Annotated in this window: 18 protein-coding genes and 4 tRNA genes; 18 read left to right on the forward strand and 4 right to left on the reverse strand. The window is 54.3% G+C overall.

Going from position 1 to position 23,982, the window contains the following annotated elements; all coding sequences use genetic code 11:
* The first annotated feature begins 52 nt into the window (after positions 1–52).
* From FWJ25_RS05800 to FWJ25_RS05810, 3 genes are read left to right on the forward strand one after another with little or no spacing between them, the layout of a single operon-like run.
* The gene (locus tag FWJ25_RS05800) at positions 53–1,240 is read left to right on the forward strand and encodes an amino acid ABC transporter permease (RefSeq protein ID WP_149599316.1); all 1,188 of its coding nucleotides are present in this window, start codon (positions 53–55) and stop codon (positions 1,238–1,240) included.
* Complete coding sequence (locus FWJ25_RS05805) at positions 1,240–2,325, forward strand: amino acid ABC transporter permease (protein WP_149599317.1); 1,086 nt, start codon at positions 1,240–1,242, stop codon at positions 2,323–2,325. The genes FWJ25_RS05800 and FWJ25_RS05805 overlap by 1 nt, the downstream gene beginning before the upstream one ends.
* A gap of 11 nt (positions 2,326–2,336) precedes the next feature.
* Positions 2,337–3,137, forward strand: a complete 801-nt coding sequence (locus FWJ25_RS05810; protein WP_188093582.1) for an amino acid ABC transporter ATP-binding protein — start codon at positions 2,337–2,339, stop codon at positions 3,135–3,137.
* Positions 3,138–3,176: 39 nt separating this feature from the next.
* Here FWJ25_RS05810 and FWJ25_RS05815 read toward each other — a convergent pair whose 3' ends face one another.
* Positions 3,177–3,902 carry a UDP-2,3-diacylglucosamine diphosphatase gene (locus FWJ25_RS05815; protein WP_149599318.1) on the reverse strand — a complete coding sequence of 242 codons (726 nt, stop codon included), beginning with the start codon at positions 3,900–3,902 and terminating at the stop codon, positions 3,177–3,179.
* Positions 3,899–4,399, reverse strand: coding sequence for a peptidylprolyl isomerase (locus tag FWJ25_RS05820; protein WP_149599319.1), 501 nt, complete (start codon positions 4,397–4,399; stop codon positions 3,899–3,901). The genes FWJ25_RS05815 and FWJ25_RS05820 overlap by 4 nt, the downstream gene beginning before the upstream one ends.
* 138 nt (positions 4,400–4,537) lie before the next feature.
* Between FWJ25_RS05820 and FWJ25_RS05825 the strand changes: the two genes are divergently transcribed.
* From FWJ25_RS05825 to FWJ25_RS05835, 3 genes are all read left to right on the forward strand, one after another.
* On the forward strand, positions 4,538–6,217 hold the full coding sequence (locus tag FWJ25_RS05825) for a glutamine--tRNA ligase/YqeY domain fusion protein (RefSeq protein WP_149599320.1): 1,680 nt from the start codon (positions 4,538–4,540) through the stop codon (positions 6,215–6,217).
* Positions 6,214–7,602, forward strand: coding sequence for a cysteine--tRNA ligase (cysS, locus tag FWJ25_RS05830; RefSeq protein ID WP_149599321.1), 1,389 nt, complete (start codon positions 6,214–6,216; stop codon positions 7,600–7,602). Before FWJ25_RS05825 ends, cysS begins: the two co-directional genes overlap by 4 nt.
* A gap of 150 nt (positions 7,603–7,752) precedes the next feature.
* Positions 7,753–9,933: a malate synthase G gene (locus FWJ25_RS05835; protein ID WP_149599322.1), complete on the forward strand. Its 2,181-nt coding sequence runs from the start codon at positions 7,753–7,755 to the stop codon at positions 9,931–9,933.
* 94 nt (positions 9,934–10,027) lie between these two features.
* On the opposite strand, the gene folD is transcribed toward FWJ25_RS05835, so the two are convergent.
* A complete protein-coding gene (gene folD, locus FWJ25_RS05840) occupies positions 10,028–10,885 on the reverse strand; it encodes a bifunctional methylenetetrahydrofolate dehydrogenase/methenyltetrahydrofolate cyclohydrolase FolD (RefSeq protein ID WP_149599323.1) in 858 nt (285 codons plus the stop codon).
* Between the two features lie 227 nt (positions 10,886–11,112).
* Between folD and FWJ25_RS05845 the strand changes: the two genes are divergently transcribed.
* The 10 genes from FWJ25_RS05845 to FWJ25_RS05890 all read left to right on the forward strand — a co-directional run bounded on the left by FWJ25_RS05845 (position 11,113) and on the right by FWJ25_RS05890 (position 20,520).
* Positions 11,113–11,189, forward strand: a tRNA-Pro gene (locus FWJ25_RS05845).
* A 33-nt stretch (positions 11,190–11,222) separates the two neighbouring features.
* Positions 11,223–11,299, forward strand: a tRNA-Arg gene (locus FWJ25_RS05850).
* A gap of 111 nt (positions 11,300–11,410) precedes the next feature.
* A tRNA-His gene (locus tag FWJ25_RS05855) sits at positions 11,411–11,486 on the forward strand.
* A 98-nt stretch (positions 11,487–11,584) separates the two neighbouring features.
* Positions 11,585–11,669, forward strand: a tRNA-Leu gene (locus FWJ25_RS05860).
* 272 nt (positions 11,670–11,941) lie between these two features.
* Positions 11,942–13,249, forward strand: coding sequence for a trigger factor (gene tig / locus FWJ25_RS05865; RefSeq protein WP_149599324.1), 1,308 nt, complete (start codon positions 11,942–11,944; stop codon positions 13,247–13,249).
* 177 nt (positions 13,250–13,426) lie between these two features.
* Complete coding sequence (clpP, locus tag FWJ25_RS05870) at positions 13,427–14,062, forward strand: ATP-dependent Clp endopeptidase proteolytic subunit ClpP (RefSeq protein WP_149599325.1); 636 nt, start codon at positions 13,427–13,429, stop codon at positions 14,060–14,062.
* 74 nt (positions 14,063–14,136) lie between these two features.
* Positions 14,137–15,420, forward strand: a complete 1,284-nt coding sequence (gene clpX, locus FWJ25_RS05875) for an ATP-dependent Clp protease ATP-binding subunit ClpX (protein ID WP_149599326.1) — start codon at positions 14,137–14,139, stop codon at positions 15,418–15,420.
* A 164-nt stretch (positions 15,421–15,584) separates the two neighbouring features.
* A complete protein-coding gene (gene lon / locus FWJ25_RS05880; RefSeq protein WP_149599327.1) occupies positions 15,585–18,002 on the forward strand; it encodes an endopeptidase La in 2,418 nt (805 codons plus the stop codon).
* A 238-nt stretch (positions 18,003–18,240) separates the two neighbouring features.
* Positions 18,241–18,513 carry an HU family DNA-binding protein gene (locus FWJ25_RS05885; RefSeq protein WP_091848473.1) on the forward strand — a complete coding sequence of 91 codons (273 nt, stop codon included), beginning with the start codon at positions 18,241–18,243 and terminating at the stop codon, positions 18,511–18,513.
* 153 nt (positions 18,514–18,666) lie between these two features.
* Positions 18,667–20,520: a SurA N-terminal domain-containing protein gene (locus FWJ25_RS05890; RefSeq protein ID WP_149599328.1), complete on the forward strand. Its 1,854-nt coding sequence runs from the start codon at positions 18,667–18,669 to the stop codon at positions 20,518–20,520.
* Between the two features lie 67 nt (positions 20,521–20,587).
* On the opposite strand, the gene FWJ25_RS05895 is transcribed toward FWJ25_RS05890, so the two are convergent.
* Positions 20,588–21,460, reverse strand: coding sequence for a MurR/RpiR family transcriptional regulator (locus FWJ25_RS05895; RefSeq protein WP_149599329.1), 873 nt, complete (start codon positions 21,458–21,460; stop codon positions 20,588–20,590).
* Between the two features lie 330 nt (positions 21,461–21,790).
* Between FWJ25_RS05895 and zwf the strand changes: the two genes are divergently transcribed.
* Positions 21,791–23,266 (forward strand): glucose-6-phosphate dehydrogenase, encoded by a 1,476-nt coding sequence (gene zwf / locus FWJ25_RS05900; RefSeq protein WP_149599330.1) that lies wholly within the window; start codon positions 21,791–21,793, stop codon positions 23,264–23,266.
* Positions 23,259–23,972, forward strand: a complete 714-nt coding sequence (pgl, locus tag FWJ25_RS05905; RefSeq protein ID WP_149599331.1) for a 6-phosphogluconolactonase — start codon at positions 23,259–23,261, stop codon at positions 23,970–23,972. The genes zwf and pgl overlap by 8 nt, the downstream gene beginning before the upstream one ends.
* The last annotated feature ends 10 nt before the right edge of the window (positions 23,973–23,982 follow it).

Genomic DNA, 23,982 nt, shown 5'->3' on the forward strand with positions numbered 1-23,982 from the left:
TGCGCTGCCGTATCTGATGCACTCAGTAGTTGCTCGGCTGATCAGGGAACGCATGAAAAAACAAGCGATCAATGCCCGAACTTATGGGGTTAAACCGTGGTATGACCCGCGAGTACGCTCGCTTGTCTATCAAACACTTGCTATTGCGCTCGTATTTTGGGGTGGGTGGGTTCTCGTAGAGAATACGCTATCCAACATGGCGAGTCGGGGGATCAGCACCGGCTTTGGTTTCCTCGATGAGACAGCCGGGTTTGGCATTATCATGCACCTGGTACCTTACGACGCGACCATGTCTTACGGCCGGACTTTCTGGGTCGGCCTGGCCAACACCCTTCTTGTTTCTTGCATGGGTGTGATTGCTGCAACGGTTCTGGGGTTCATTATCGGGGTGGCCCGCCTGTCCAGTAACTGGCTGATTGCCAAGTTGGCTCTGGTCTACATCGAGGTTATTCGGAACATTCCGTTGCTCCTGCAGATTTTCTTCTGGTACTTCGCTGTTCTCAGCAACTTGCCCTCGCCGCGCCAGAGTGCGGATCTGGGCAGCGCTCTGTTTATCAACAATCGGGGGCTCTATCTTCCGCAACCGGTACCCCAGGAGGGCTTCGGCCTATTTATTGCCGGGGTTGTGCTCGCGGTCTTTGCAGTCGTTTGGGTGGCAAAGTGGGCTAGGAAAAGGCAGCTTGCAACCGGGGAGCGCTTTCCAATGGTCAAAGTCGCCCTCGCCATTCTGGTTACCGTGCCTTTCGTGGCTTATGTCATCGCCGGGGACCCTCTCGGATGGGATGTGCCCGCACTGAAGGGGTTCAACTTTAAAGGTGGTATCACTGTCATTCCCGAGCTGGCAGCGCTCTGGATTGCGTTGTCTTTATATACCGCAAGCTTTATTGCGGAAATTGTGCGTTCCGGGATTTTGTCTGTCAGCAAGGGGCAGACAGAGGCCGCTAACGCGTTGGGGCTTCCAAACCGGTTAACGCTTCGTTTAGTGGTTATTCCACAGTCGTTGAGGGTCATTATCCCGCCACTCACCAGCCAATACCTGAACCTGGTCAAGAACTCATCGCTCGCGACGGCCATTGGCTATCCCGATCTTGTGGCGGTGTTTATGGGGACAACGCTGAATCAGACAGGGCAGGCGGTTGAAGTAGTCGCGATGACCATGGCGGTGTATCTAACCATCAGTTTGCTGATCTCGTTGCTTATGAACCTGTACAACCGGGCCGTAGCCATTAAGGAGCGATGATGACCGACCTGAGTGTGATGCCGCCAAAAAAGGCGATTGGCCCGATTCAATGGATGAAAAGAAACCTGTTCTCAACCTGGTACAACGTGGTGCTCACGCTGGTAGTTGCCTATCTGATCGTGACCAGTGTCGGGCCGCTGATCAGTTGGTTCTTTGTTGATGCCAACTTCATGGGTAGTGACCCCAAGGATTGTAGCGGTGCTGGTGCCTGCTGGGTGTTTATCAGCCAGCGACTGGATTTCTTTATTTATGGATTTTATCCGGGCGAGCAACAGTGGCGGGTTGATCTTATGTTCCTGTTGCTTGCTGTGGCATTTGTTCCCCAGTTCATAGAGAGATTTCCCGGGAGGAAGTGGCTCGGATTATTCGGGGTCGTCGGTTTGCCTGTGGCGGGCTATATCCTCATCCCTGGTGGGCCATTCGGGCTTTCTGAGGTTGAGAGCACCAAGTGGGGCGGTTTGATGTTGACGTTGATTCTTGCCTATATCGGCATTATTGCGTCGTTGCCCATAGGTATCCTGTTGGCGCTTGGGCGCCGTTCAGAGATGCCGATTATTCGCGGGCTGTGTGTTGTGTTCATTGAGGTGTGGCGGGCGGTTCCGCTGATCACCGTGCTTTTTATGGCATCGGTGATGTTGCCGCTGTTTCTCCCTGAGGGACTCAATTTCGAAAAGCTTGCGCGTGCCCTGATCGGTATCACATTGTGGCAGTCGGCCTACATGGCTGAGGTGATTCGCGGCGGCTTGCAGGCGATTCCGCGGGGACAATATGAAGCCGCAAGCGCGCTGGGGCTTGGGTATTGGCGGAAAATGGGGCTGGTGGTGCTTCCCCAGGCGCTGAAGCTGGTCATCCCGGGCATTGTTAATACCTTTATCTCACTGTTCAAGGACACCACGCTGGTACTCATTATCGGCCTGCTGGATATTCTGGGAACGGTCCAATCTACGGTCACAGACCCCTCTTGGCAGAACGTTGCTGTCGAAGGCTACGTATTTGTGGCGTTCTGTTTCTGGGTCTTCTGCTTCGGTATCTCCAGATACAGCCAAAGCCTTGAACGTAAACTCGACACTGGTCATAAATCGTGATGGATAACACAATGCTCAATGAAGCTTCTGGTATCGATGCGCAGTCATCACCGGGTGGACAGCAGCCTGCAGTCAAGCCGGACATTATCCGGATTGAGGGTGTTCACAAGTGGTATGGCGGCTTTCATGTCCTCAAGAACCTTAACCTTACGGTAAGGCAGGGGGAGAAAATCGTGATTTGCGGTCCCTCGGGGTCAGGTAAATCCACGTTTATCCGTTGCATTAATCGTCTGGAAGAACACCAGCATGGCAGCATCATCGTGGATGATATTGAGCTGACCGATGATGTGCGCCAGATCGACAGTGTTCGCCGGGATGTTGGTATGGTGTTTCAGCACTTCAACCTGTTTCCCCATTTGACGGTGCTTGAAAATTGCTGTCTGGCGCCTGTGTGGGTCAAGAAAATTCCGCGAAAAGAGGCGGAATCCACTGCGATGGAGTATCTGGAGCGGGTACGAATACCCGATCAGGCAAACAAATACCCGGGACAATTGTCGGGTGGGCAGCAGCAGCGGGTGGCTATTGCCCGAGCGCTTTGTATGAAACCGAAGATCATGCTGTTTGATGAACCAACATCTGCGCTTGATCCTGAAATGATTGCCGAGGTGCTGGATGTGATGATCGAGTTGGCGGGAAGCGGAATGACCATGCTTTGCGTAACCCATGAAATGGGGTTTGCCAAAACTGTTGCAGATCGCGTGATTTTTATGGACGCGGGGGAAATTGTTGAACAGGCGCCACCACAAGAATTCTTTTCCAATCCGAAGGAGCCCAGGGCTCAGAAGTTCCTTCAACAGATCTTGCAGCACTGATTGAGGAAGCAGATCGGGCTGGGCCCGACCTGCTGATGCCTAGAGGGGTTGGCTCTTCAACGATGGTGCCTTTCCGGGCTGTGCCTCTATCCACCAGACATGTTTGTCCCAGTCGCCCAGAACAATCCTCTCAGCCGGCTTGCCGTTCGCTTCCATTTGGTGAACCGCTGGCCGGTGGGTGTGGCCGTGAATCATTCGCTGAACACCATGTTTTTCCAGTTCCCTGACGACCTCTTCAGGCGTTACGTCCATGATGGACTCGGCCTTTCCCTGATTCTTGGCCATGCTGATTTCCCGAAGCTGGCGGGCCATCTGCTGGCGATCTGCCAGGGGACGGGCGAGCATCATGCTGATCATCTGCGGGTTGCGCATGTTGGCCCGGAATTTCTGGTACTCCACGTCTGCGGTACACAGGCTGTCGCCGTGCATCAGCAGGGTAGGGGTGCCATCCAGGTCGATCACAGTGGGGTCTTCGAGCAGAGTGGCGCCAGAGCGGGAGCAGAACTCCTCTCCGATCAGAAAATCCCGGTTGCCGTGCATCAGGTAGATGTTCGTGCCGCTGGCATTGAGTTCGCGCAGTGCATCAGCGACCCGTTCCTGGAGCGGCGTTCTCTCATCGTCGCCAATCCAGGCTTCGAAGAAATCCCCGAGGATATAGAGTGTCTCGGTACCCTGAGCCTTTTCCTTCAGGAACAAAAGGAAAGCGTCCGTAATGTCCGGACGCGATTCCTCCAGGTGCAGATCTGAAATAAACAGCGTGGTCACGCGTCCTCCAGAACCTCAGCCTTTTCAATAACGACATCGTCGGCGGGTACATCCTGGTGGCCTGCGCGCATGGTGGTGCGCACAGCGCGGATCTTATTGACTGTGTCCATGCCTTCGGAAACCTTGCCGAATACGCAGTAGCCCCAGCCTTCTGCGTTTTTGGCAGTGTGATCGAGGAAACCATTGTTCTCAACGTTAATAAAGAACTGAGCGGTGGCGGAGTGAGGGTCCATGGTACGGGCCATAGCAATGGTGCCCTGCATGTTGCTCAGGCCGTTGTCGGCTTCATTCTGGATCGGGTCGCGGGTTTTGCGCGGCGCCATGCCGGGCTCAAAGCCGCCGCCCTGAATCATGAAGTTGCTGATGACACGGTGGAAAATCAGGCCGTCGTAAAAACCGTCTCGTACATACTGCTCAAAATTTTTGGCGGTTTCCGGTGCCTTGTCATAATCCAGTTCGAGTTTGATGTCACCGTAGTTAGTAGTCAGCAGAATCATCAGGGTTTCCTGTTTGCAAAGGTTGATCACAATAGAAGCGCTATTGTACTGAAGAGTTTGCCGCTATGCATGAGTCCGGGATGGATTTATGGGTATAATACGCGGTTTCAGATTCACACCCCTGTCAACAGAGAACGTATGAGCGCCGAGTCGAAGAAAGCCCATAACTTTATCCAGAGCCTGATCGAAGACGCCATCGCCAAGGGCGAACACACCGGGAAAGTGGTTACCCGTTTTCCGCCCGAACCGAATGGTTACCTCCATATTGGCCACGCGAAGTCTATCTGTCTGAACTTCGGCATCGCCGAAACCTTCGGTGGTGAATGTAACCTCCGGTTTGATGACACCAACCCGGAAAAGGAAAGCCAGGAATACATTGATGCGATCAAGCAGGATGTTGAGTGGCTTGGCTATAAATGGGCGGGTGATATTCGCTATGCGTCAGATTACTTTGATGCCCTCTATGACTTCGCAGAAGAACTGATTCAGAGCGGCAAGGCCTACGTTTGTGAGCTGTCGGCCGAGCAAATGGCAGAGTACCGTGGCAGCCTGAAAGAGCCTGGCAGGAACAGCCCGTACCGCGACCGGTCCGTCGAGGAGAATTTGCAGCTGTTCCGGGACATGCGTGCCGGTAAGTTCGGTAACGGTGAAAAAGTTCTGCGGGCCAAGATCGACATGGCGTCCCCGAATATTAATCTGCGGGACCCGATCCTTTACCGTATCCGGTATGCAGACCACCATCAGACTGGTGACAAGTGGTGCATCTATCCGATGTACGATTTTACCCATCCGATTTCCGACGCGTTGGAGAGTATTACCCATTCCCTGTGCACGCTGGAATTCGAGGATCATCGCCCTCTCTATGACTGGGCGCTCGATAATGTCTCCGGGCCATGCCATCCCCGCCAGATCGAGTTTGCGCGCCTGAATCTCAACTACACCATTACCTCAAAGCGTAAGCTCAAGCGCCTGGTGGATGAGAATTTCGTGGATGGCTGGAATGATCCCAGGATGCCGACGATCTCTGGCATGCGTCGACGTGGCTACACGCCGGAATCCATTCGCGCTTTCTGCGACATGATTGGCGTAAACAAAGCGGGTGGAACTGTTGATGTGAGCATGCTGGAATTCGCTATTCGCGAAGACCTGAATGCCCGTGCTCCCCGCGCCATGTGCGTTATGCGGCCATTGAAGGTCACCCTGACCAACTATCCGGCAGACAAGACAGAAACGCTGGTTCTGCCTGTCCATCCGCAAAATCCGGATATGGGCGAGCGCGAGGTGACCTGGAGCCAGACGCTGTACATCGACCGCGAGGACTTTGTCGAAGAGGCTCCGCGAAAGTGGAAGCGTCTTGCTCCGGACCAGGCGGTACGATTGCGCGGCGGCTACGTAATGACCTGTTGTGAGATTATTCGTGACGATAGCGGAGAGATTGTTGAACTCAGGTGTGAGTACGATCCTTCGACCCTTGGCGTTAACCCCGAAGGCTACAAGCCGAACGGAGTGATTCACTGGGTATCGGCATCTGACAGTGTGGAAGCCGACATTCGCCTCTACGACAGACTGTTCAATCACGAGTCGCCGGACAGTGATAAGGAGGGTGACTTCGTGGAGCACCTGAATCCGGAATCCCTGGTCGTGCTTGCGGGCGCGCGAGTCGAGAAAGGCCTTGCCGATCCGAGAACGGACCTGCCGTACCAGTTCGAGCGTGAGGGCTATTTCTTCTGCGATCAGCAGCTTTCGGCCGAGGCAGGTCGTCCCGTCTTCAATCGTACGGTTACCCTCCGGGATTCCTGGGGCAAGGGGGGCAAATGATTCGCATATACAACACTCTAACCAAGGAAAAAGAAGAGTTTCATCCGCTGGAGCCCGGCAAAGTTCGGATGTATGTCTGCGGGATGACCGTTTACGACTTCTGTCACCTCGGCCACGGTCGGGTACTGGTTGCCTTCGACGTGATCACCCGTTACCTGCGCCATCGTGGCTATGATGTTCATTACGTGCGGAACATTACCGATATTGATGACAAGATCCTGCGTCGGGCAGATGAAAACGGTGAGGTCTATACCGATCTGACCGACCGCATGATCCATGCGATGCATGAAGACGAGGCCCGTCTTGCTGTCCTTCCGCCCAGCGAGGAGCCGCGGGCAACGGCTTTCATCGACGACATCATCGCTATGATCCAGAGGCTGGTTTCCACTGGCCACGCCTATCCGGCAGACAATGGCGATGTTTATTTTGCAGTCGAGTCATTCCCGGATTACGGCAAACTCAGCCGTAAAAAGCTTGATGATCTGGTGGCTGGCGCCAGGGTTGACGTTCAGGAAGCGAAGCGCAGTCCGGCGGATTTTGCGCTCTGGAAGGCGGCGAAGTCGGGAGAGGTCAGTTGGCAGTCTCCGTGGGGTGATGGTCGACCGGGATGGCATATCGAATGCTCTGCGATGTCCACCAAATGCCTGGGAGACACCTTTGATATTCATGGTGGAGGCCCGGATCTGCTGTTTCCGCACCATGAAAACGAGATCGCCCAGTCCGAGTGCGCTACGGGCCACAAGTTCGTTCATACCTGGATGCATGCGGGTGCTATCCGGGTCAATAAAGAAAAAATGTCCAAGTCTCTGGGTAACTTCTTCACTATCCGCGAGATTTTGGAAAAGTATCCCGCCGAAGTGGTGCGTTACTTCCTGGTTTCCAGCCATTACCGGAGTCAGGTGGACTACTCGGAAGAAAGCCTGGCCGAAGCAGGACGAACGTTGACAAAGCTTTATCATGCCCTGCGCGGACTGATTCCGGCCAAGGCCAGCGAAGTCGAAGAAACCGAGCATGATCGCCGCTTCGAAGACGTTATGGATGATGACTTCAATACCGCCGGTGCCATTTCCGTGCTTCACGCTGTTGCGGGTGAAATCAATCAGCATCGCCGCGATGGTAATGAAGACGAAGCGTCCAGAGCGGCCGCAGTACTGGTTCGGCTGGGTGCGGTTCTGGGTCTCTTGCAACAGGACCCGGAGGCCTTTTTCCAGGTTGGTGGCAGTGAGGGGCTATCCCCGAAAGACATCGAAGCAATGATTCAGGCGCGTGCCGATGCTCGTAAGGCCCGGGATTTCGCTGAGGCAGATCGTATCCGGGATGAATTGCTCGAAAAGGGCATTATCCTGGACGATTCCTGTGAGGGAACCAGCTGGCGGAAAGCCTGATTTTTCCGTGAAATAGCGCATGGTCAGACCAGTTTTGCGTGTGCAGGAATGATCTCGTAAGGATTTTCCCGTACAATGCGCGGCTCAAATTAGAAAGCCCCCTCACGGTGAAGGGGAGTCGGGAAACATAACCCACTGAGGCAGACAACGATGACAGAACGCGTACAAATCGGCGGCATTCAGGTCGCGAAGAATCTGTATGATTTCGTAAACAACGAAGCGATTCCGGGAACCGGCGTCGACGCTGATAAATTCTGGGCGGAATTTGACAAGATCGTAAACGAACTGGCTCCGCGCAACCGTGAGCTGCTGGCCAAGCGTGATGCGATCCAGGAAAAAATGGACAGCTGGAACCGGGACCACAAGGGCCAGAAGCTGGATATGGCTGAATACAAGGCCTTCCTGACTGACATCGGTTACCTGGTTGAAGAGCCTGCTGATTTCAAGATTTCCACGTCCAACGTTGATCCTGAAGTGGCCACTATGGCCGGTCCTCAGCTGGTTGTGCCGATCATGAATGCGCGTTTCGCGCTGAATGCTGTCAATGCGCGCTGGGGCAGCCTGTACGACGCGCTGTACGGTACTGACGCAATTTCCGAAGAAGGTGGCGCAGATAAGGGCGCTGGCTATAACCCGGTTCGTGGCGCCAAGGTTATCGAGTGGGCCCGAAACCTGCTGGACGGTTCTGCACCGCTGGCTTCCGGTAGCCATAAAGATGCTGTCAAATACTACGTCGATGGCGGCAAGCTGGCCGTTAAGCTTCAGAACGGTGAAGTGACTGGTCTGAAAGACGAAGCTGGATTTGCCGGTTATGTAGGTGCGGCTGACGCGCCGACCGGTGTTTTGTTGTCCAGGAACGGCATGCGTTTCGAAATTCAGATCGATGCAACCCATCCGATCGGCAAAGATGACGGTGCTCACGTCAAGGACGTTCTGATGGAGTCTGCTCTGACCACCATCATGGACTGTGAAGACTCTGTTGCGGCAGTTGATGCTGACGACAAGGTTGTTGCCTACAAAAACTGGTTGGGCCTGATGAAGGGTGACCTCGAAGAAACCTTCGAGAAGGGCGGCAAGTCCCTGACCCGTAAGATGAATGGCGACCGCGTATACACCGGCGCTGACGGTGGTGAGCTGAGCGTCAAGGGGCGCAGCCTGCTGTTCATCCGCAACGTTGGGCACCTGATGACCAACCCGGCTATCCTGTTGAGCGATGGCAACGAGATTCCGGAAGGTCTGATGGATGGCCTGATGACATCTCTGATCGCGATCCACGACCTGAAAGGCAACAGCCGCTTCCAGAATACCACTCAGGGTTCTGTCTACATTGTTAAGCCTAAGCAGCATGGTCCGGAAGAAGTTGCGTTCACCAACGAATTCTTTGGTCGTGTTGAGGATGCCCTTGGTCTGCCGCGCTTCACCCTGAAAGTTGGCATCATGGACGAAGAGCGTCGTACCACCGTTAACCTGAAGGCCTGTATCCACGCTGCTAAAGATCGTGCGGTGTTCATCAACACTGGCTTCCTGGATCGTACCGGCGATGAAATCCATACCTCCATGGAGCTGGGTCCTTTCATCCGTAAGGGTGAAATGAAGCAGGCCGTCTGGATCAATGCTTACGAAAACGCCAACGTGGATATCGGTCTGGAAACCGGTTTCTCCGGGGTGGCTCAGATTGGTAAAGGTATGTGGGCAATGCCAGACCTGATGGCGGGCATGCTCGAGGCCAAAATTGGTCATCCTAAGTCTGGTGCGAACACTGCCTGGGTTCCGTCTCCGACTGCCGCTACCCTGCATGCGACACATTACCATCAAGTGAATGTGTTTGATGTACAGAAAGAGCTGGCTAGCCGTCAGCGCGCAGCGGTGGAAGACATTCTGACCGTTCCGGTTCTGGAAGATCCCTCCACTCTGACTGCTGAAGACATCCAGCAGGAGCTGGATAACAACGCCCAGGGTATTCTTGGCTACGTTGTACGCTGGATCGATCAGGGTGTTGGCTGCTCCAAGGTGCCTGACATCAACAACGTTGGCCTCATGGAAGACCGCGCAACCCTGCGGATCTCTTCTCAGTTGCTGGCCAACTGGTTGCGTCACGGTATCTGCACTGAAGAGCAGATCGAAGAAACCATGAAGCGCATGGCTGCGGTTGTTGATCAGCAGAACGCTGGTGATGCAGCTTATCGCAACATGGCTCCGAACTTCGATGACAGCGTGGCGTTTGAAGCTGCAATGGCGTTGGTTCTGAAAGGCTGTGAGCAGCCGAACGGTTACACCGAGCCACTTCTGCATGCATACCGTCTGAAGGCTAAGGCCAAGTACGGCGCGTAAGCGATTCGCAGTAACAAAAAAACCCGCTCAGGCGGGTTTTTTTGTGCTCCGGATTCGGCTCGGGCTGTTACTGAATCCGGAATGGGTTGTTCTGTCAGTCTTTGTGCAGGACGTCTGCTGCGTAAAGCGTATTCTGCAGCAGGGTAGCAATGGTCATCGGGCCGACGCCGCCAGGAACGGGTGTTATATAGGCTGCGCGCTCAGCAGCTGCATCAAACTCCACGTCTCCCTTGAGTTTGCCGTCTTCCATGCGGTTGATGCCTACATCAATCACAGTGGCACCGGGTTTGACCCATTCGCCTTTTACCAGGCCGGGTTTTCCGGCAGCAGCAATCAGTATGTCCGCTTCCCCAACGAATTTGGCGAGGTCGGGAGTAAAACGGTGGCATACCGTCGTGGTGGCGCCCTTTAGCAGTAATTCCATGCTCATGGGGCGTCCGACGATGTTGGATGCGCCAACGATGACCGCGTGCTGGCCCTTGTATGGGGTGTTGATGCTGTCCAGTAAGGTGATGACACCTGCTGGTGTGCACGGGCGCAGGGTAGGTTTGCGCTGCATCAGGCGGCCGATGTTGTAGGGGTGGAAGCCGTCAACATCTTTGTCTGGGCGAATCTTGACGAGAATCGGGTCCGCATCCAGATGCGCTGGAAGGGGTAGTTGCACAAGAATGCCGTCGACTGCCGGGTTCTCGTTAAGTTCGTCTATCAAGGCTTCCAGGGCGCCCTGTGAGGTGTCCTCGGGCAGGTCGTAGGAGAGCGAAAGGATGCCGGCCTGATCGCAGGCTTTGCGCTTGTTGCCTACGTAAACCTGGGAGGCGGGATCGTTGCCGACCAGTACGACCGCAAGGCCCGGAGCTCTCAGCCCCTTTTCTTTGCGGGCTTCAACGCCGGCAGCAACCTGCTGTCTGACATTGGCGGCTATTTCTTTTCCGTTAATAAGTTTGGCGCTCATGTCTCGTCTTGTAGATTAAGCATGGATAAATGAAGGTCGCGCATTGTCTCATGGTTATGGCGGAACTCCAATTGGCCATTAGGCCGTTGAGCGGGAACTATTTGGTGTGCCATTTGTCTGTTGATGAGCAAGTGTTTCAGATAATTTGAAATTGTCTGTTGACGAGGCCGCCCAGCGCCGGTAATATGCGCGCCAACTTTGCTGAGGCACTTGTTGTTCAGTCGAATCGGGGTATAGCGCAGTCTGGTAGCGCGCCTGCTTTGGGAGCAGGATGTCGGGAGTTCGAATCTCTCTACCCCGACCATTTTTCTGGATATTCAGGTGGGCGAACGGTTAAGCGCCCGTAGCTCAGCTGGATAGAGCATCCGCCTTCTAAGCGGATGGTCGCAGGTTCGAGTCCTGCCGGGCGCGCCATTAAGCCGTCGGTATGGTAGGTGTGTCATCCGAGGCCACCGTTGCCAGCAAAGTTGAAGTATCAGATAGCCGGCCTTGTGTCGGTGGTGCCAAACGGTACTGTCCTTTGTGGTGGACGTAGCTCAGTTGGTAGAGCTCAGGATTGTGACTCCTGCGGTCGAGGGTTCGAACCCCTTCGTCCACCCCACTTTTCCTTCTCCGTGTGTTGCTTGAAGCGGTCCCTAAAGGGTGAGGCTTCATGCAACGTCTACCAGGAACGCGGGGCGGGTCAGATTTCAGGTTTATGCTCAGGTGGCGGAATTGGTAGACGCGCCAGATTTAGGTTCTGGTATCGAGAGGTGTGAGAGTTCGATTCTCTCCCTGAGCACCAATCTTCAGAAAGCCCCCGGAGAGTCTTCGGGGGCTTTTCTGTTTCTGGGTTGCTGATCTTCCTGTCTTGCTGGTTTAACCCGTCAAATCCGCGAAAGCTGTCGTTTGGTTCATGCTCTGGAACACTGTGGTAAGTAGGTGATTCTCTCGGCGGGGCAAACCGTGATAAACTACCGGCTTTTAATTTTCGGTCCTTTTCCGGGAGTTAGCCCGAAACTGGACTTTTTGCTTTAAATTCATTCATATACCGAACCTGTAATTTGAGGATCTTCCATGCAAGTGTCTGTTGAAACGACCTCCAACATCGAGCGTCGAATGACGATTGGTGTGCCCGCCCAGGAAATCGACCAGGCGGTTCAGAAACGCCTGCAGGAAACCGCACGTACCGTGCGTCTGAATGGTTTCCGCCCGGGTAAGGTGCCCATGAGCGTGGTCAAGCGTCGTTTCGGTGCCAGCGTCCGTCAGGAAGTGGTTGGCGAGGTTATGCGCGACAACTACATCAAGGCACTGCAGGAGCAGGACATCAATCCTGCCGGTTGGCCGCAGTTTGAACCGAAGACAATGGAGGAAGGTAAGGATCTGGAATTCGTAGCCGTCTTCGAGGTTCTGCCGGAAATCGAACTGGGAGACCTGAGCAAGATCTCCGTTGAGAAGATGAACTCCGAAGTGACTGACAAGGATATCGATACCATGATCGATAACCTCCGTCGCCAGCAGGCCACCATGAAGGAAGTCAAGCGTAAGTCCAAGAACAAGGACGTGCTGACCATTGATTTCAAAGGCTTCATCGACGGTGAAGAGTTTGAAGGTGGTGCCGCTGAAGGCCATCGTCTGACACTGGGCTCCGGTCAGATGATTCCTGGCTTTGAAAAGTCTATCCAGGGCGGTAAAGCCGGTGAAGATCTGGAAATTGAGGTGACCTTCCCGGAGGATTACCAGAACGAAGAACTGGCTGGTAAGCCTGCCAAGTTCGAAATCAAGATTCACAAGGTAGAAGAGCCTCAACTGCCGGAACTGGATGCCGAGTTCTTCCAGAAGTTCGGTATTGAAGCTGAAGACGAAGCCGCGTTCCGTGAAGAAGTGAAGAAGAACATGGAGCGTGAGCTCAAGCAGGCGATTTCCAACAAGGTCAAGAATGACGTTGTTGACGGACTGCTGGAAACGACTGAACTGGAAATCCCGACCGCGCTGGTTGATCAGGAAATCGATCGTCTGCGTCAGGACGCAGTCCAGCGCTTCGGTGGTCAGGTTGACTTCCAGCAACTGCCTAAGGAAATCTTTGAAGAGCAGGCCAAGCGTCGCGTGAAGACCGGTCTGCTGTTCCAGGAAGTGGTCAAGAAGAACGAGCTGAAGGCAGACCCTGCCAAGGTAGAAGAGAAGATCCAGGAAATCGCTTCTACGTACGAGCAGCCTGAAGAAGTTGTTGCCCACTTCAATGGCAACCCGGAGCAGAAGTCGCAGATCGAGTCTTCTGTTCTTGAAGACGCTGTTGTTGACTGTGTTCTCGAGCAGGCCCAAGTCAAAGAAAAGAAAGTTAAGTACGAAGACGCCGTCAAGGCGGGCCAGGCCCAGCAGGGCTGATCGTGCCGGGACTGGTAACCATTCCGGTCCCGTAGGCCGACCCTATAAAACAGCCGGCTTGTCCGGCTGTTTTCATCTGGGGCTACTGCTGGCAAAGTATGGGGTGGAATTACACCTATAATGAATGACGTGGCTGCGAGTCCACGACCCATTGTCCATAAGGAGTTCAGGCGTATCATGACGCAGAAACCAATTGATGGTCCCGCAATGATAACCAGTTCCGGCCTGGTGCCGATCGTTATCGAGCAGACAGCCCGGGGTGAGCGCTCTTTCGATATTTACTCCCGTCTTCTCAAGGAGCGGGTGATTTTCCTGGTAGGCCAGGTCGAAGACCATATGGCTAACCTGGTAGTGGCTCAGCTGTTGTTCCTGGAGTCCGAGAATCCGGACAAGGATATCCACCTCTATATCAACAGTCCGGGTGGTTCAGTGACTGCAGGCATGTCGATCTACGACACCATGCAGTTCATCAAGCCTGACGTCTCCACCTTGTGCATCGGGCAGGCTGCCAGCATGGGCGCCTTCCTGCTGGCTGGCGGAGCAGCTGGGAAGCGTGCCTGTCTGCCCAACTCCCGTGTAATGATCCATCAGCCGTTGGGTGGTTATCAGGGGCAGGCGACGGACATTGAAATCCACACCCGTGAGATTCTCAAGATTCGTCATACGCTGAATTCTATCCTTGCCCATCACACGGGCCAGGACCTCGAAACCATCGCCAAAGACACGGATCGGGACAATTTTATGGACCCGACCCAGGCGAAAGAATACGGCCTGATCGATTCGGTACTTGATAAGCGCGTACCGAATCAATAATACTGGAAGTAATTGCATCATTATTGGCCGGCGCCTCAGTGTGGCGCCGGCAAACCCGAAACAGAGGTAATTCAATGGCAGATGAAAGAAACGGCAGGGGCGACGATAACGGCAAGTTGCTTTACTGCTCGTTTTGCGGAAAGAGCCAGCATGAAGTCCGCAAGCTCATTGCAGGGCCCTCGGTGTTCATCTGCGACGAGTGCGTAGACCTGTGCAATGACATTATCCGGGAAGAAATCCAGGAGAATGCTCAGGAGGAGGCCAGCGATCGTCTGCCGACACCCGCTGAAATCCGCGACACCCTGAATGAGTACGTGATTGGTCAGGATCGTGCCAAGATTGTTCTGTCAGTAGCGGTGTACAACCACTACAAACGTCTTCGCTATGGCGAAGGCAAGTCCGATGTGGAGCTTGGTAAAAGTAACATTCTGCTGATTGGCCCTACCGGTAGTGGTAAGACACTGTTGGCTGAAACGCTGGCTCGTATGCTGAATGTTCCGTTCACCATTGCGGATGCTACGACACTGACGGAAGCAGGTTACGTTGGCGAAGATGTTGAGAACATTATCCAGAAGTTGCTTCAGAAGTGTGATTATGATGTCGACAAGGCCCAGCGCGGCATTGTGTACATCGATGAAATCGATAAGATCTCGCGCAAATCGGACAACCCGTCCATTACCCGTGATGTGTCCGGTGAGGGGGTTCAGCAGGCTCTGTTGAAGCTCATCGAGGGTACGGTTGCGTCGGTACCGCCGCAGGGCGGCCGAAAGCATCCGCAGCAGGAGTTCCTGCAGGTGGATACGGGTAACATCCTGTTTATCTGTGGTGGCGCGTTTGCCGGGCTGGACAAGGTTATCCAGGATCGTTCCGAGCGTAGTTCTATTGGTTTCTCTGCGACGGTCGTCAGCCAGGATGACAGCAAGAGTACCGGTGACATCATCAAGGCTGTTGAAACAGAGGATCTGGTCAAGTTTGGCCTGATTCCCGAGTTCGTCGGACGCCTGCCTGTTGTGGCTACCTTGACGGAGCTGGATGAGGAAGCTTTGGTTCAGATTCTCACCGAGCCGAAGAATGCGCTGACCAAGCAGTATCAGAAACTGTTCGACATGGAAGGCGTCGAGCTGGACTTCCGTGAAGATGCGCTGCGTGCTGTTGCCCGTAAAGCGATGGAGCGGAAAACAGGTGCCCGCGGTCTGCGGTCCATTATGGAAGCAACATTGCTCGATACCATGTACCAGATTCCCTCTGAGCATGATGTCAGTAAGGTGGTGATTGACGAAAGCGTGATCAAGGGGGATTCAGAGCCCTTCAAGATCTACGCCAGCAGCGACCACGCCAAGGCTGTGCCTGAAGATTGATCAAGTCCGGGCCAGATGAAACTCCTTCATCTGGCCCTTTTTGTTTTTGCAGTATCCCTCCCCGCTGTCACACTGTGTTTTTCCTCCTGTAAAAAGATTGCAATTTCCGGAGCCGCCCCAATGAAGGGTGATATGCTGAAAGAAATTCCGTCAGAGGACTCCCTATGACCCGGATACCCGAGAATACTGTGCAAGAATACCCGCTGCTTCCATTGCGCGATGTGGTGGTGTTTCCGCACATGGTGGTCCCCCTCTTTGTGGGCCGAGAAAAATCCATCCAGGCGCTAGAGGCCGCCATGGAAGGGAGCAAGGAAATCCTCCTGGTTGCCCAGAAGGATGCTTCCACTGACGAACCTGGCCCGGATGATGTGTTTGAAATGGGCACGCTGGCAACGGTCCTGCAGATGTTGCGGCTACCGGACGGTACCGTGAAGGTGCTGGTGGAAGGCAATGCCCGTGCAACGATCAGCAACATTACCGAAGGTGATTACCTTTCCGGTGGGGCGATGCTGATGGATGAGGACTCTCTGCCTGAGCGTGAGCAGGAAGTGCTCAACAAGACGCTGATGGATGAGTTCGAGAAGTACGTCAAACTCTCCAAGAAGGTGCCCTCAGAAGTCTCCAATGCATTGACTGGCATCGATGAACTCGAACGCTTGGCGGATACCATGGCCGCGCATCTGGAAATGCGCATCCCCGAAAAGCAGGAGCTGTTGGAGGCGCTTGATATTCGCAAGCGTGTTGACCTGCTGCTGGGCAAGCTGGATGGCGAGATCGACCTGATCGAAGTTGAGAAGCGCATCCGGGGCCGTGTGAAAAAACAGATGGAGCGAAGTCAGCGCGAGTATTACCTGAACGAGCAAATGAAGGCCATCCAGAAGGAAATGGGCCAACTCGGAGAGGGTAATAACGATTTCGAAGAGCTGGAACAGAAGCTCGAAGAGGCCGGTTTGCCGGAAGAGGCGAAGAAGAAGACCGAGGCCGAACTGAACAAGCTCAAGATGATGTCGCCGATGTCGGCCGAAGCCACTGTGGTACGCGGCTACATAGACTGGATGCTGGCCGTGCCCTGGAAGAAGCGTAGCCGGGTTCGTCACGACCTTGAGAAAGCCCGGGAGATTCTGGATCGCGATCACTACGGTCTGGACGAAGTCAAAGAACGTATTCTGGAGTACCTGGCAGTGCAGAGCCGGGTCAAGAAAGTCAAAGGTCCTGTTTTGTGTCTGGTCGGGCCTCCGGGTGTGGGTAAGACCTCGCTTGGGCAGTCCATTGCCAAGGCGACTAACCGAAAATATACCCGTATGGCGCTTGGTGGTGTGCGGGACGAGGCAGAAATTCGCGGCCATCGTAAAACCTATATCGGTGCGTTGCCGGGTAAACTGCTGCAGAAGCTGTCCAAGGTTGGCGTTAAGAACCCACTGTTCCTGTTCGATGAAATCGACAAGATGGGTATGGATCACCGTGGTGACCCGGCCTCTGCGTTGCTGGAAGTTCTGGATCCGGAGCAGAATCACACCTTTAACGACCATTACCTGGAGGTGGATTACGATCTCTCGGATGTGATGTTTGTGTGTACCTCCAATTCTATGGACATTCCTCCCGCGCTGATGGATCGCATGGAGATCATCCGGATCCCCGGGTATACGGAGGACGAAAAGGTCAACATTGCCCTGCGTTACCTGTTGCCAAAGCAGATAAAGGCTAATGGGCTGGGTAAGGATGAACTGAAAATTCCTGAGGAAACCCTGCGGGATCTGATCCGCTACTACACCCGTGAGGCGGGTGTGCGGGGGCTTGAGCGAGAGATTGCCAAGATCTGCCGGAAAGTGGTGAGGGAGCACGTAGAAGGCTCTGACAAAGCTACAGTAACGCTGACACCTGAGATGCTCGAAGACTATTCGGGCGTTAAAAAGTTCACGTACGGTCTGGCGGAAGAGAAGAACCAGATTGGTCAGGTCACCGGCCTGGCCTGGACTCAGGTGGGCGGTGAATTGCTGACCATCGAATGTGCGTTGACGCCGGGTAAAGGGAGGGTCGTCAAGACCGGATCCCTCGGGGATGTCATGCAGGAGTCCATCCAGACAGCTTTGACCGTGGTTCGTAGTCGGGCACCTGGATTGGGTGTTGCGGATGATTTTCACGAGAAGCACGACCTGCATGTCCACGTTCCCGAAGGTGCAACACCGAAAGACGGTCCGAGCGCTGGTATTGGCATGTGTACAGCACTGGTCTCTGCCTTGACCCGAATCCCGGTTCGCGCAGACGTTGCGATGACCGGTGAGATCACTCTGCGCGGGCGTGTTCTGCCCATTGGCGGGCTTAAGGAAAAGCTCCTGGCAGCCCATCGTGGCGGTATCAAGACCGTACTGATCCCTGACGAGAATGTTAGGGATCTCAAAGAGATACCGGACAACATCAAGGAATCTCTGGAGATTCGTCCAGTCAAATGGATTGATGAGGTTTTGGATATCGCGCTGGCTTATCCGCCGGAGCCCCGTACTGAAGAAGCGTCAGATGAGTCCGGTTCTGCGAAACCGAGGGACGAAGATGGCGACAGTGCAGAACGCATAAATACGCATTAAACACTTGATGAGTTGTTGACACGCCGGAGAGCCCATTGGTATAACTGTTTCGCCGTGAAGCAGCCAATACCAAGGGCTCCCGCGCAGTATGTGCCTATTCCGAACACCGGTTAACAACCGAAAGGAATAAGAATACAGAAGAATGGAATTCTCTGACCGCTTATGCGATAGTCGAGAACGTCCGAGAAAAAACAAACCAACCTATAACATCTTCAACCTGGAATCGAAGGGGTTTAGTGTGAACAAGTCCGAACTTATCGATGCAATTGCAGAGTCTGCAGATATTTCCAAAGCCGCCGCTGGACGTGCTCTGGACGCAATGACTAACTCTATTACCGGTGCACTGCAAAAAGGCGATCAGGTGACTCTGATCGGTTTTGGTACATTCTCCGTTAAAGAGCGTGCTGCCCGTACTGGTCGCAACCCGCAGACTGGTGCCGAGATCAAGATTCCGGCCTCTAAAGTGCCTGGCTTCAAGGCTGGCAAGGCCCTGAAAGACGCCGTTAAGTAACGGTTCTTTCTCTGGCAGCTCGCGTCATACCGGGCTGCCCAAGAAGAGTTCAAGGCGCATTCCGACAGGGTGCGCCTTTTTACGTTCAGCTCACCCAAAGGTGGTCGTCAGATAAAAAGGCTGGACGACCTTGAACAGGGATCCGAGAGAAACATGCTTCAAGATATTCGGGAAAACGCCCAGGGCACCATTGCCAAGATCATCATCATTCTGCTGATTGTGTCGCTATCGATCTGGGGAATGGATGCCATTATTGGCGGCTTCTCCGGTGAGCCGGAAGTAGCCACAGTGAATGGCGAAGACATCACAGAGCGGGACTTCCTCCGGTTGGTTCAGATAGAGAGTCAGCGCAGGCTCACTAATATGGAAACGCCTGATCCTTCGCTTCTGGATGAAGGTCAGATCCGTAAAGACGTTCTGGAGTCCCTGATTCAGCAGCAGGTTCTGACTCAGGATGCCCAACAACAGGGGCTGGAACTCAGCGACGCCGATATCGATGCGCTGATTACCCAGATGCCGCAGTTCCAGGTGGACGGCAAGTTTAACCGGGATCGTTTTGTCGCGACGGTCAGGAATATGGGATTGGGTGTCGCGGAATTCCGCGACACCATGCGTAAGCAGTATGTGATCAACCAGATTCGCGCGGGAATTGCGCAAAGCGGCATTGCGACTGACGAGAACGCAAAGCAGTTGCTCCGGATTCAGAATCAGACCCGTGATTTCCGTGTTCTGACGATTCCTGCATCAGCGGTTGCTGGTCAGATTGAAGTCAGCGACGACGAGATCCAGGCTTACTACGATGACAACAAGGCGAGCTTCAAACAGCCTGAGCAAGTTGATGCCGCCTACATTTCACTGTCTCTCGGGTCACTTGCCGAGGGCGTGGAAGTAAGCGATGAGGAACTGGAATCGTACTACCAGCAGCGGGCATCCGATATGGCTCGTGAGGAGCGTCGTGCGGCGCATATCCTGATCGAGGATGGTGAAGGGGCCGACGAGACCATTGCTACCATTCAGGATCGTCTGGCGAACGGAGAGTCGTTTGCGGATCTGGCAAAAGAATACTCCATTGATACCGTTTCTGCCGAGCAGGGCGGTGATCTCGGGTTTGCGGGCCGTGGTGTATATGATCCCGCATTTGAAGAAGCCTTGTTTGCACTTGAGCCGGGAGAAGTGTCTGGTGCAGTAGAGTCGAGTTTCGGTGTTCACCTGATCAAACTCGAAGATGTTCGCCGTTCCGATGTTCCGACCCTGGCAGACATCGGCGATCAACTGCGTAACGAACTGGCGATGAGCAAGGCCGAGGAGCAATTCGCGTCGGTGCGAACCAAACTGGCGGATGCAGCCTATGCGGCAGACGATCTGGCGGGGCCGGCAGAAGAGTTTGGTCTTGAGGTTCGGGAAGTCACTGGCATAACTCGCGATGGCGGTTTGGCGCCTTTCGATCACGAGGGGTTGGTTCGCCAGTTGTACTCAGATGACGTGCTCAACGCTGGCTACAACACTGAGCTGATTGATGTGGGAGATAGTGTGTCTGTGGTTGCCCGTGTTCGCGCCCATCGCGATGCTGAGCAGCTAAGCATGGATGATGTACGTGAAGACATTCGCGGTGTACTGATCGCTCAGGAAACCCGGAAGGCGCTTTCCGAGCGTGCTGATGAGATCATAGCGGGACTTGAAGGCGGAGCGTCCCTGGAAACTCTGGATGCAGGGGAGTGGCAGTACTACGAAGCTCAGGGCCGAACGTCTGCCGACGTGAGTATGACAGCGATGCAGACCGTATTCTCCATGGCTCGTCCGGAAGAGGACGGTGTCCGTTATGGCCAGTCGGTGACAGCCGATCAGGCTGTGGTTGTTGCTCTGGATAAAGTGAATGATGGTGAAGTGAATCAGGACGGCACCGAGTTTGCCCAGTTGAGTCAGTTCCTCGCTTCGCTGGAAGGTCAGCGTGAGTACACGGCTTACCAGCAGTACCTGCGAAACAAGGCTGAGGTCGAGCGCCCGTAAGGGTGTTCGTTCAGGTCAATGAAAAAGCCCGGCGTATGCCGGGCTTTTTCATTATTGAGAGGGCTGCTCAGGAGGGTGGGAATCGCGTTGCCCTCAGACTTTCCTTGATCTTTTTCAGGTGACCAAGAAAGTCTGCGCCGCGCTTGAGAGTCACCCCTGTGGCAAGGATGTCGATAACGGCCAGATGAATGATCCGGGATGACATCGGCATGTACACCTCGGTGTCTTCCTGCGCTGTCACCCCAAGCACAACGGTACAGATTTCTGCCAGAGGTGAGTCCGGGTTGGTGATACCTATGACGGTCGCGCCGTTGGCTCGTGCGAGCTGTGCAATATCTACGGTTTCCCGTGTCCGGCCGGTATAGGAGATCAGCACGATGACATCCCCGACGTTTGCACCAGCGGCGACCATTCGCTGCATCAGTGCATCGTCATAGGCCATAACGGGGATATTGAATCGGAAGAACTTGTGTTGAGCGTCCATCGCCACAGCGGCCGAGCCGCCCATGCCAAAGAAATTGATCTGTTTGGCCTGGATAAGATAATCAATGGCGAGGGCGAGTGCTTTGGAGTCGAGGGCCTGCCGTGCTTTATCCAGGTTGGCGATGGTGCTGAGCATGATTTTATCAGCGAATTCGGCGACGGTGTCATCGGGTTCAACGTTCTGGCCTACATAGGGGATGCCGGTGGCAATGCTCTGGGCCAGTCGGATCTTGAAGTCGGGAAAGCCGGTGGCCGAGAATCCTCGGCAGAAACGGTTGACGGTAGGCTCACTAACGTCGGCGGCCCGGGCCAGGGCTGCGATGCTGTATCGGGTAGCTGCGCTGGGATCCCGGAGTATGGCTTCAGCTACCTTGCGTTCGGATTTGTTGAGGCTCTCCAGGCGAGCCTGGATATCCTCCAAAAGGTTGTCGTCGCGGTGAGCCTGGGACATGGCCATCGAAGAAACTCCCTGAATCGTGGCTTAGTTATTTTGAAAGTGCGCCGATTATAGCGCTTTTTGCAGAGCCAAGTTGTAGTAAAGTTGTCACATGAACGATATTTTTCTTGGAATATGCCGCTGCGAGTGTAAGTATTTTCTTAAAGTTACGACATTTTGCCTATAGATAGAATGTTCTGGCTGGCCAGGCCGGCACAGTAAAATTCCGTTTTGATCGGGGTGCCGCGTGTCTTTGATCGGGTGTTGGTCGGGTGTTGGTCAGATAGTTGCTTGAATAATCATGTATAGCTAACCGGGTTGGCGTGTACTCTACAGGCGGAGAGAAAGGAAATGGTCAATAACATGGATACCCGTTGCGACCTTATGCTGTTCGGTGCTCTGGGCGATCTGGCGCAACGCAAGCTGTTTCCGGCGCTCTATCAACTTGAGCGGGCAAAGCTCCTGGCAGACGGCAGTCGTATTCTGGCAATCGCTCGTACCGAAAAGGATACGACGGGTGTCCGCAAGCAATTGTTCGAGAAGCTCCAGAAGGCCATCAAGCCCGATCAGTTTGAACCTTCTGTTGCCGAAGCCTTTCTGCAACGGGTTGACTATCAGGTTCTCGATTTCAATGATCCTGAAGGGTTTTGCCAGCTGAATGACTGGCGCGACAGTGACAACAATGAACTGATCGTTTACATGGCGACGCCGCCGTCAATGTATGGTGTGATTGCCAGAAATCTTCGGTCCGCCCAGTGTTGCACCGAAAAGACCCGGGTGGTGGTGGAGAAGCCGATCGGTCATGACCTTGAGTCCTCAAAGGTTATCAATGATGAGCTCGGTGAGGTCTACAGAGAAAGCCAGCTGTTCCGTATCGACCATTATCTGGGTAAAGAAACGGTCCAGAACCTGATTGCACTCCGTTTTGCCAATAATCTGTTCGCCTCCCAGTGGGATCAGAATCATATTTCTCATGTCGAGATCACAGTGGCCGAGGCCGTCGGTATTGAAGGGCGCTGGGGGTACTTCGACAAGGCAGGCCAGATCAGGGATATGATCCAGAACCATCTGCTGCAACTGCTATGCCTGATAGCCATGGACCCACCTTCGGACCTCTCAGCGGACAGCATCCGTGATGAAAAGGTGAAGGTACTAAAAGCCCTGCGCCAGATAACGCCCGACATGATGGAGCGCTATGTGGTCCGGGGTCAGTACACCGCCGGGACCAGTGCAGGCCAGCCGGTTCCCGGCTATCTGGAAGAGGAAGGAGCAAATCGGGGTAGCAGCACCGAGACCTTTGTTGCGCTGAAAGCCGAAATTGATAACTGGCGATGGTCTGGTGTGCCTTTCTATATCCGTACCGGGAAGCGCCTTCCCGAAAAACTTTCCCAGATCATCATTCACTTCAAACCAGCGCCACACTACATTTTCGACCCGGATCAGAAACATCTTGCGAACAACAAGCTGATCATCCGTCTGCAGCCGGATGAAGGCATGGAGCTGAAGATCCTGACCAAGGATCAGGGTTTGGACAAAGGCATGCGGTTACGCCAGGGGCCATTGGAACTTACCTTTTCCGAAACCTTTGATGCTGAGCGCATACCGGATGCCTATGAGCGTTTGTTGTGGGAGGTCATGAAGGGTAATCAGTACCTGTTTGTCCGCCGTGATGAGGTTGAACATGCCTGGCGATGGGTTGACCGGGTAATCCGCAACTGGCACGACAGTGGGGAGCCGCCAAAGCGCTACGCAGCCGGAACCTGGGGTCCTGTTGCCTCCATTGCCATGATTACCCGTGATGGCAGGAGCTGGTATGAAGATGTCTGATCTTACTTTACCTGACGGCGTTATTGCCCATCTGGGTAGCAGTGCTGAGCCCGTAGCGCAGTCCCTGGCTGATGAGGTCGCGAATGTGCTCTCAGAACGACTGAGCAGCGCACCAAGGGCTAGCCTCGCAGTATCCGGAGGTTCAACGCCCGTACCTTTTTTCCGGGCATTATCGGATAAAAACCTGGACTGGTGCCGCGTTGATATTGTGCTGGTGGATGAGCGGTGGGTCGATGAAAACGACCCGGCCAGTAACACCCGGCTCGTGAAAGATAATCTGCTCCAGGGACCATGTGCCCAGGCTCGGTTTTTCTCGCTCAAGCAGCCCGGCGAGTCTCCTGCTGCGGCATTGTCTGAGGTAGAGAAGGTTCTCGACGGCCTGTGGTTTCCGCTGGATGTTCTGATTCTGGGAATGGGAACCGACGGCCACACAGCGTCTCTGTTTCCGGATGCTCCGGAGTTACCGGAAGCGCTGGCGCTGGGCGGTTCCGCCAGAGTTGCTGCGATGACACCGATTTCCCAGCCGCAACAGCGGATTACGCTGACTTTTCCTGTTCTTGCGGCAGCAGGCTACACCGCTCTGCACCTGCGGGGAGATGACAAGCTCGAAACACTCGCCCGGGCGCTTGCCCACCCGAATCAGATCGAAGCAATGCCTGTACGAGGGTTTTTGAAGCCCGGGCTGCGTCTGTTCTGGAGCCCCTGAACCGGTGATC

This window comes from Marinobacter salinexigens (assembly GCF_008370345.1).
GTDB lineage: Bacteria > Pseudomonadota > Gammaproteobacteria > Pseudomonadales > Oleiphilaceae > Marinobacter > Marinobacter salinexigens.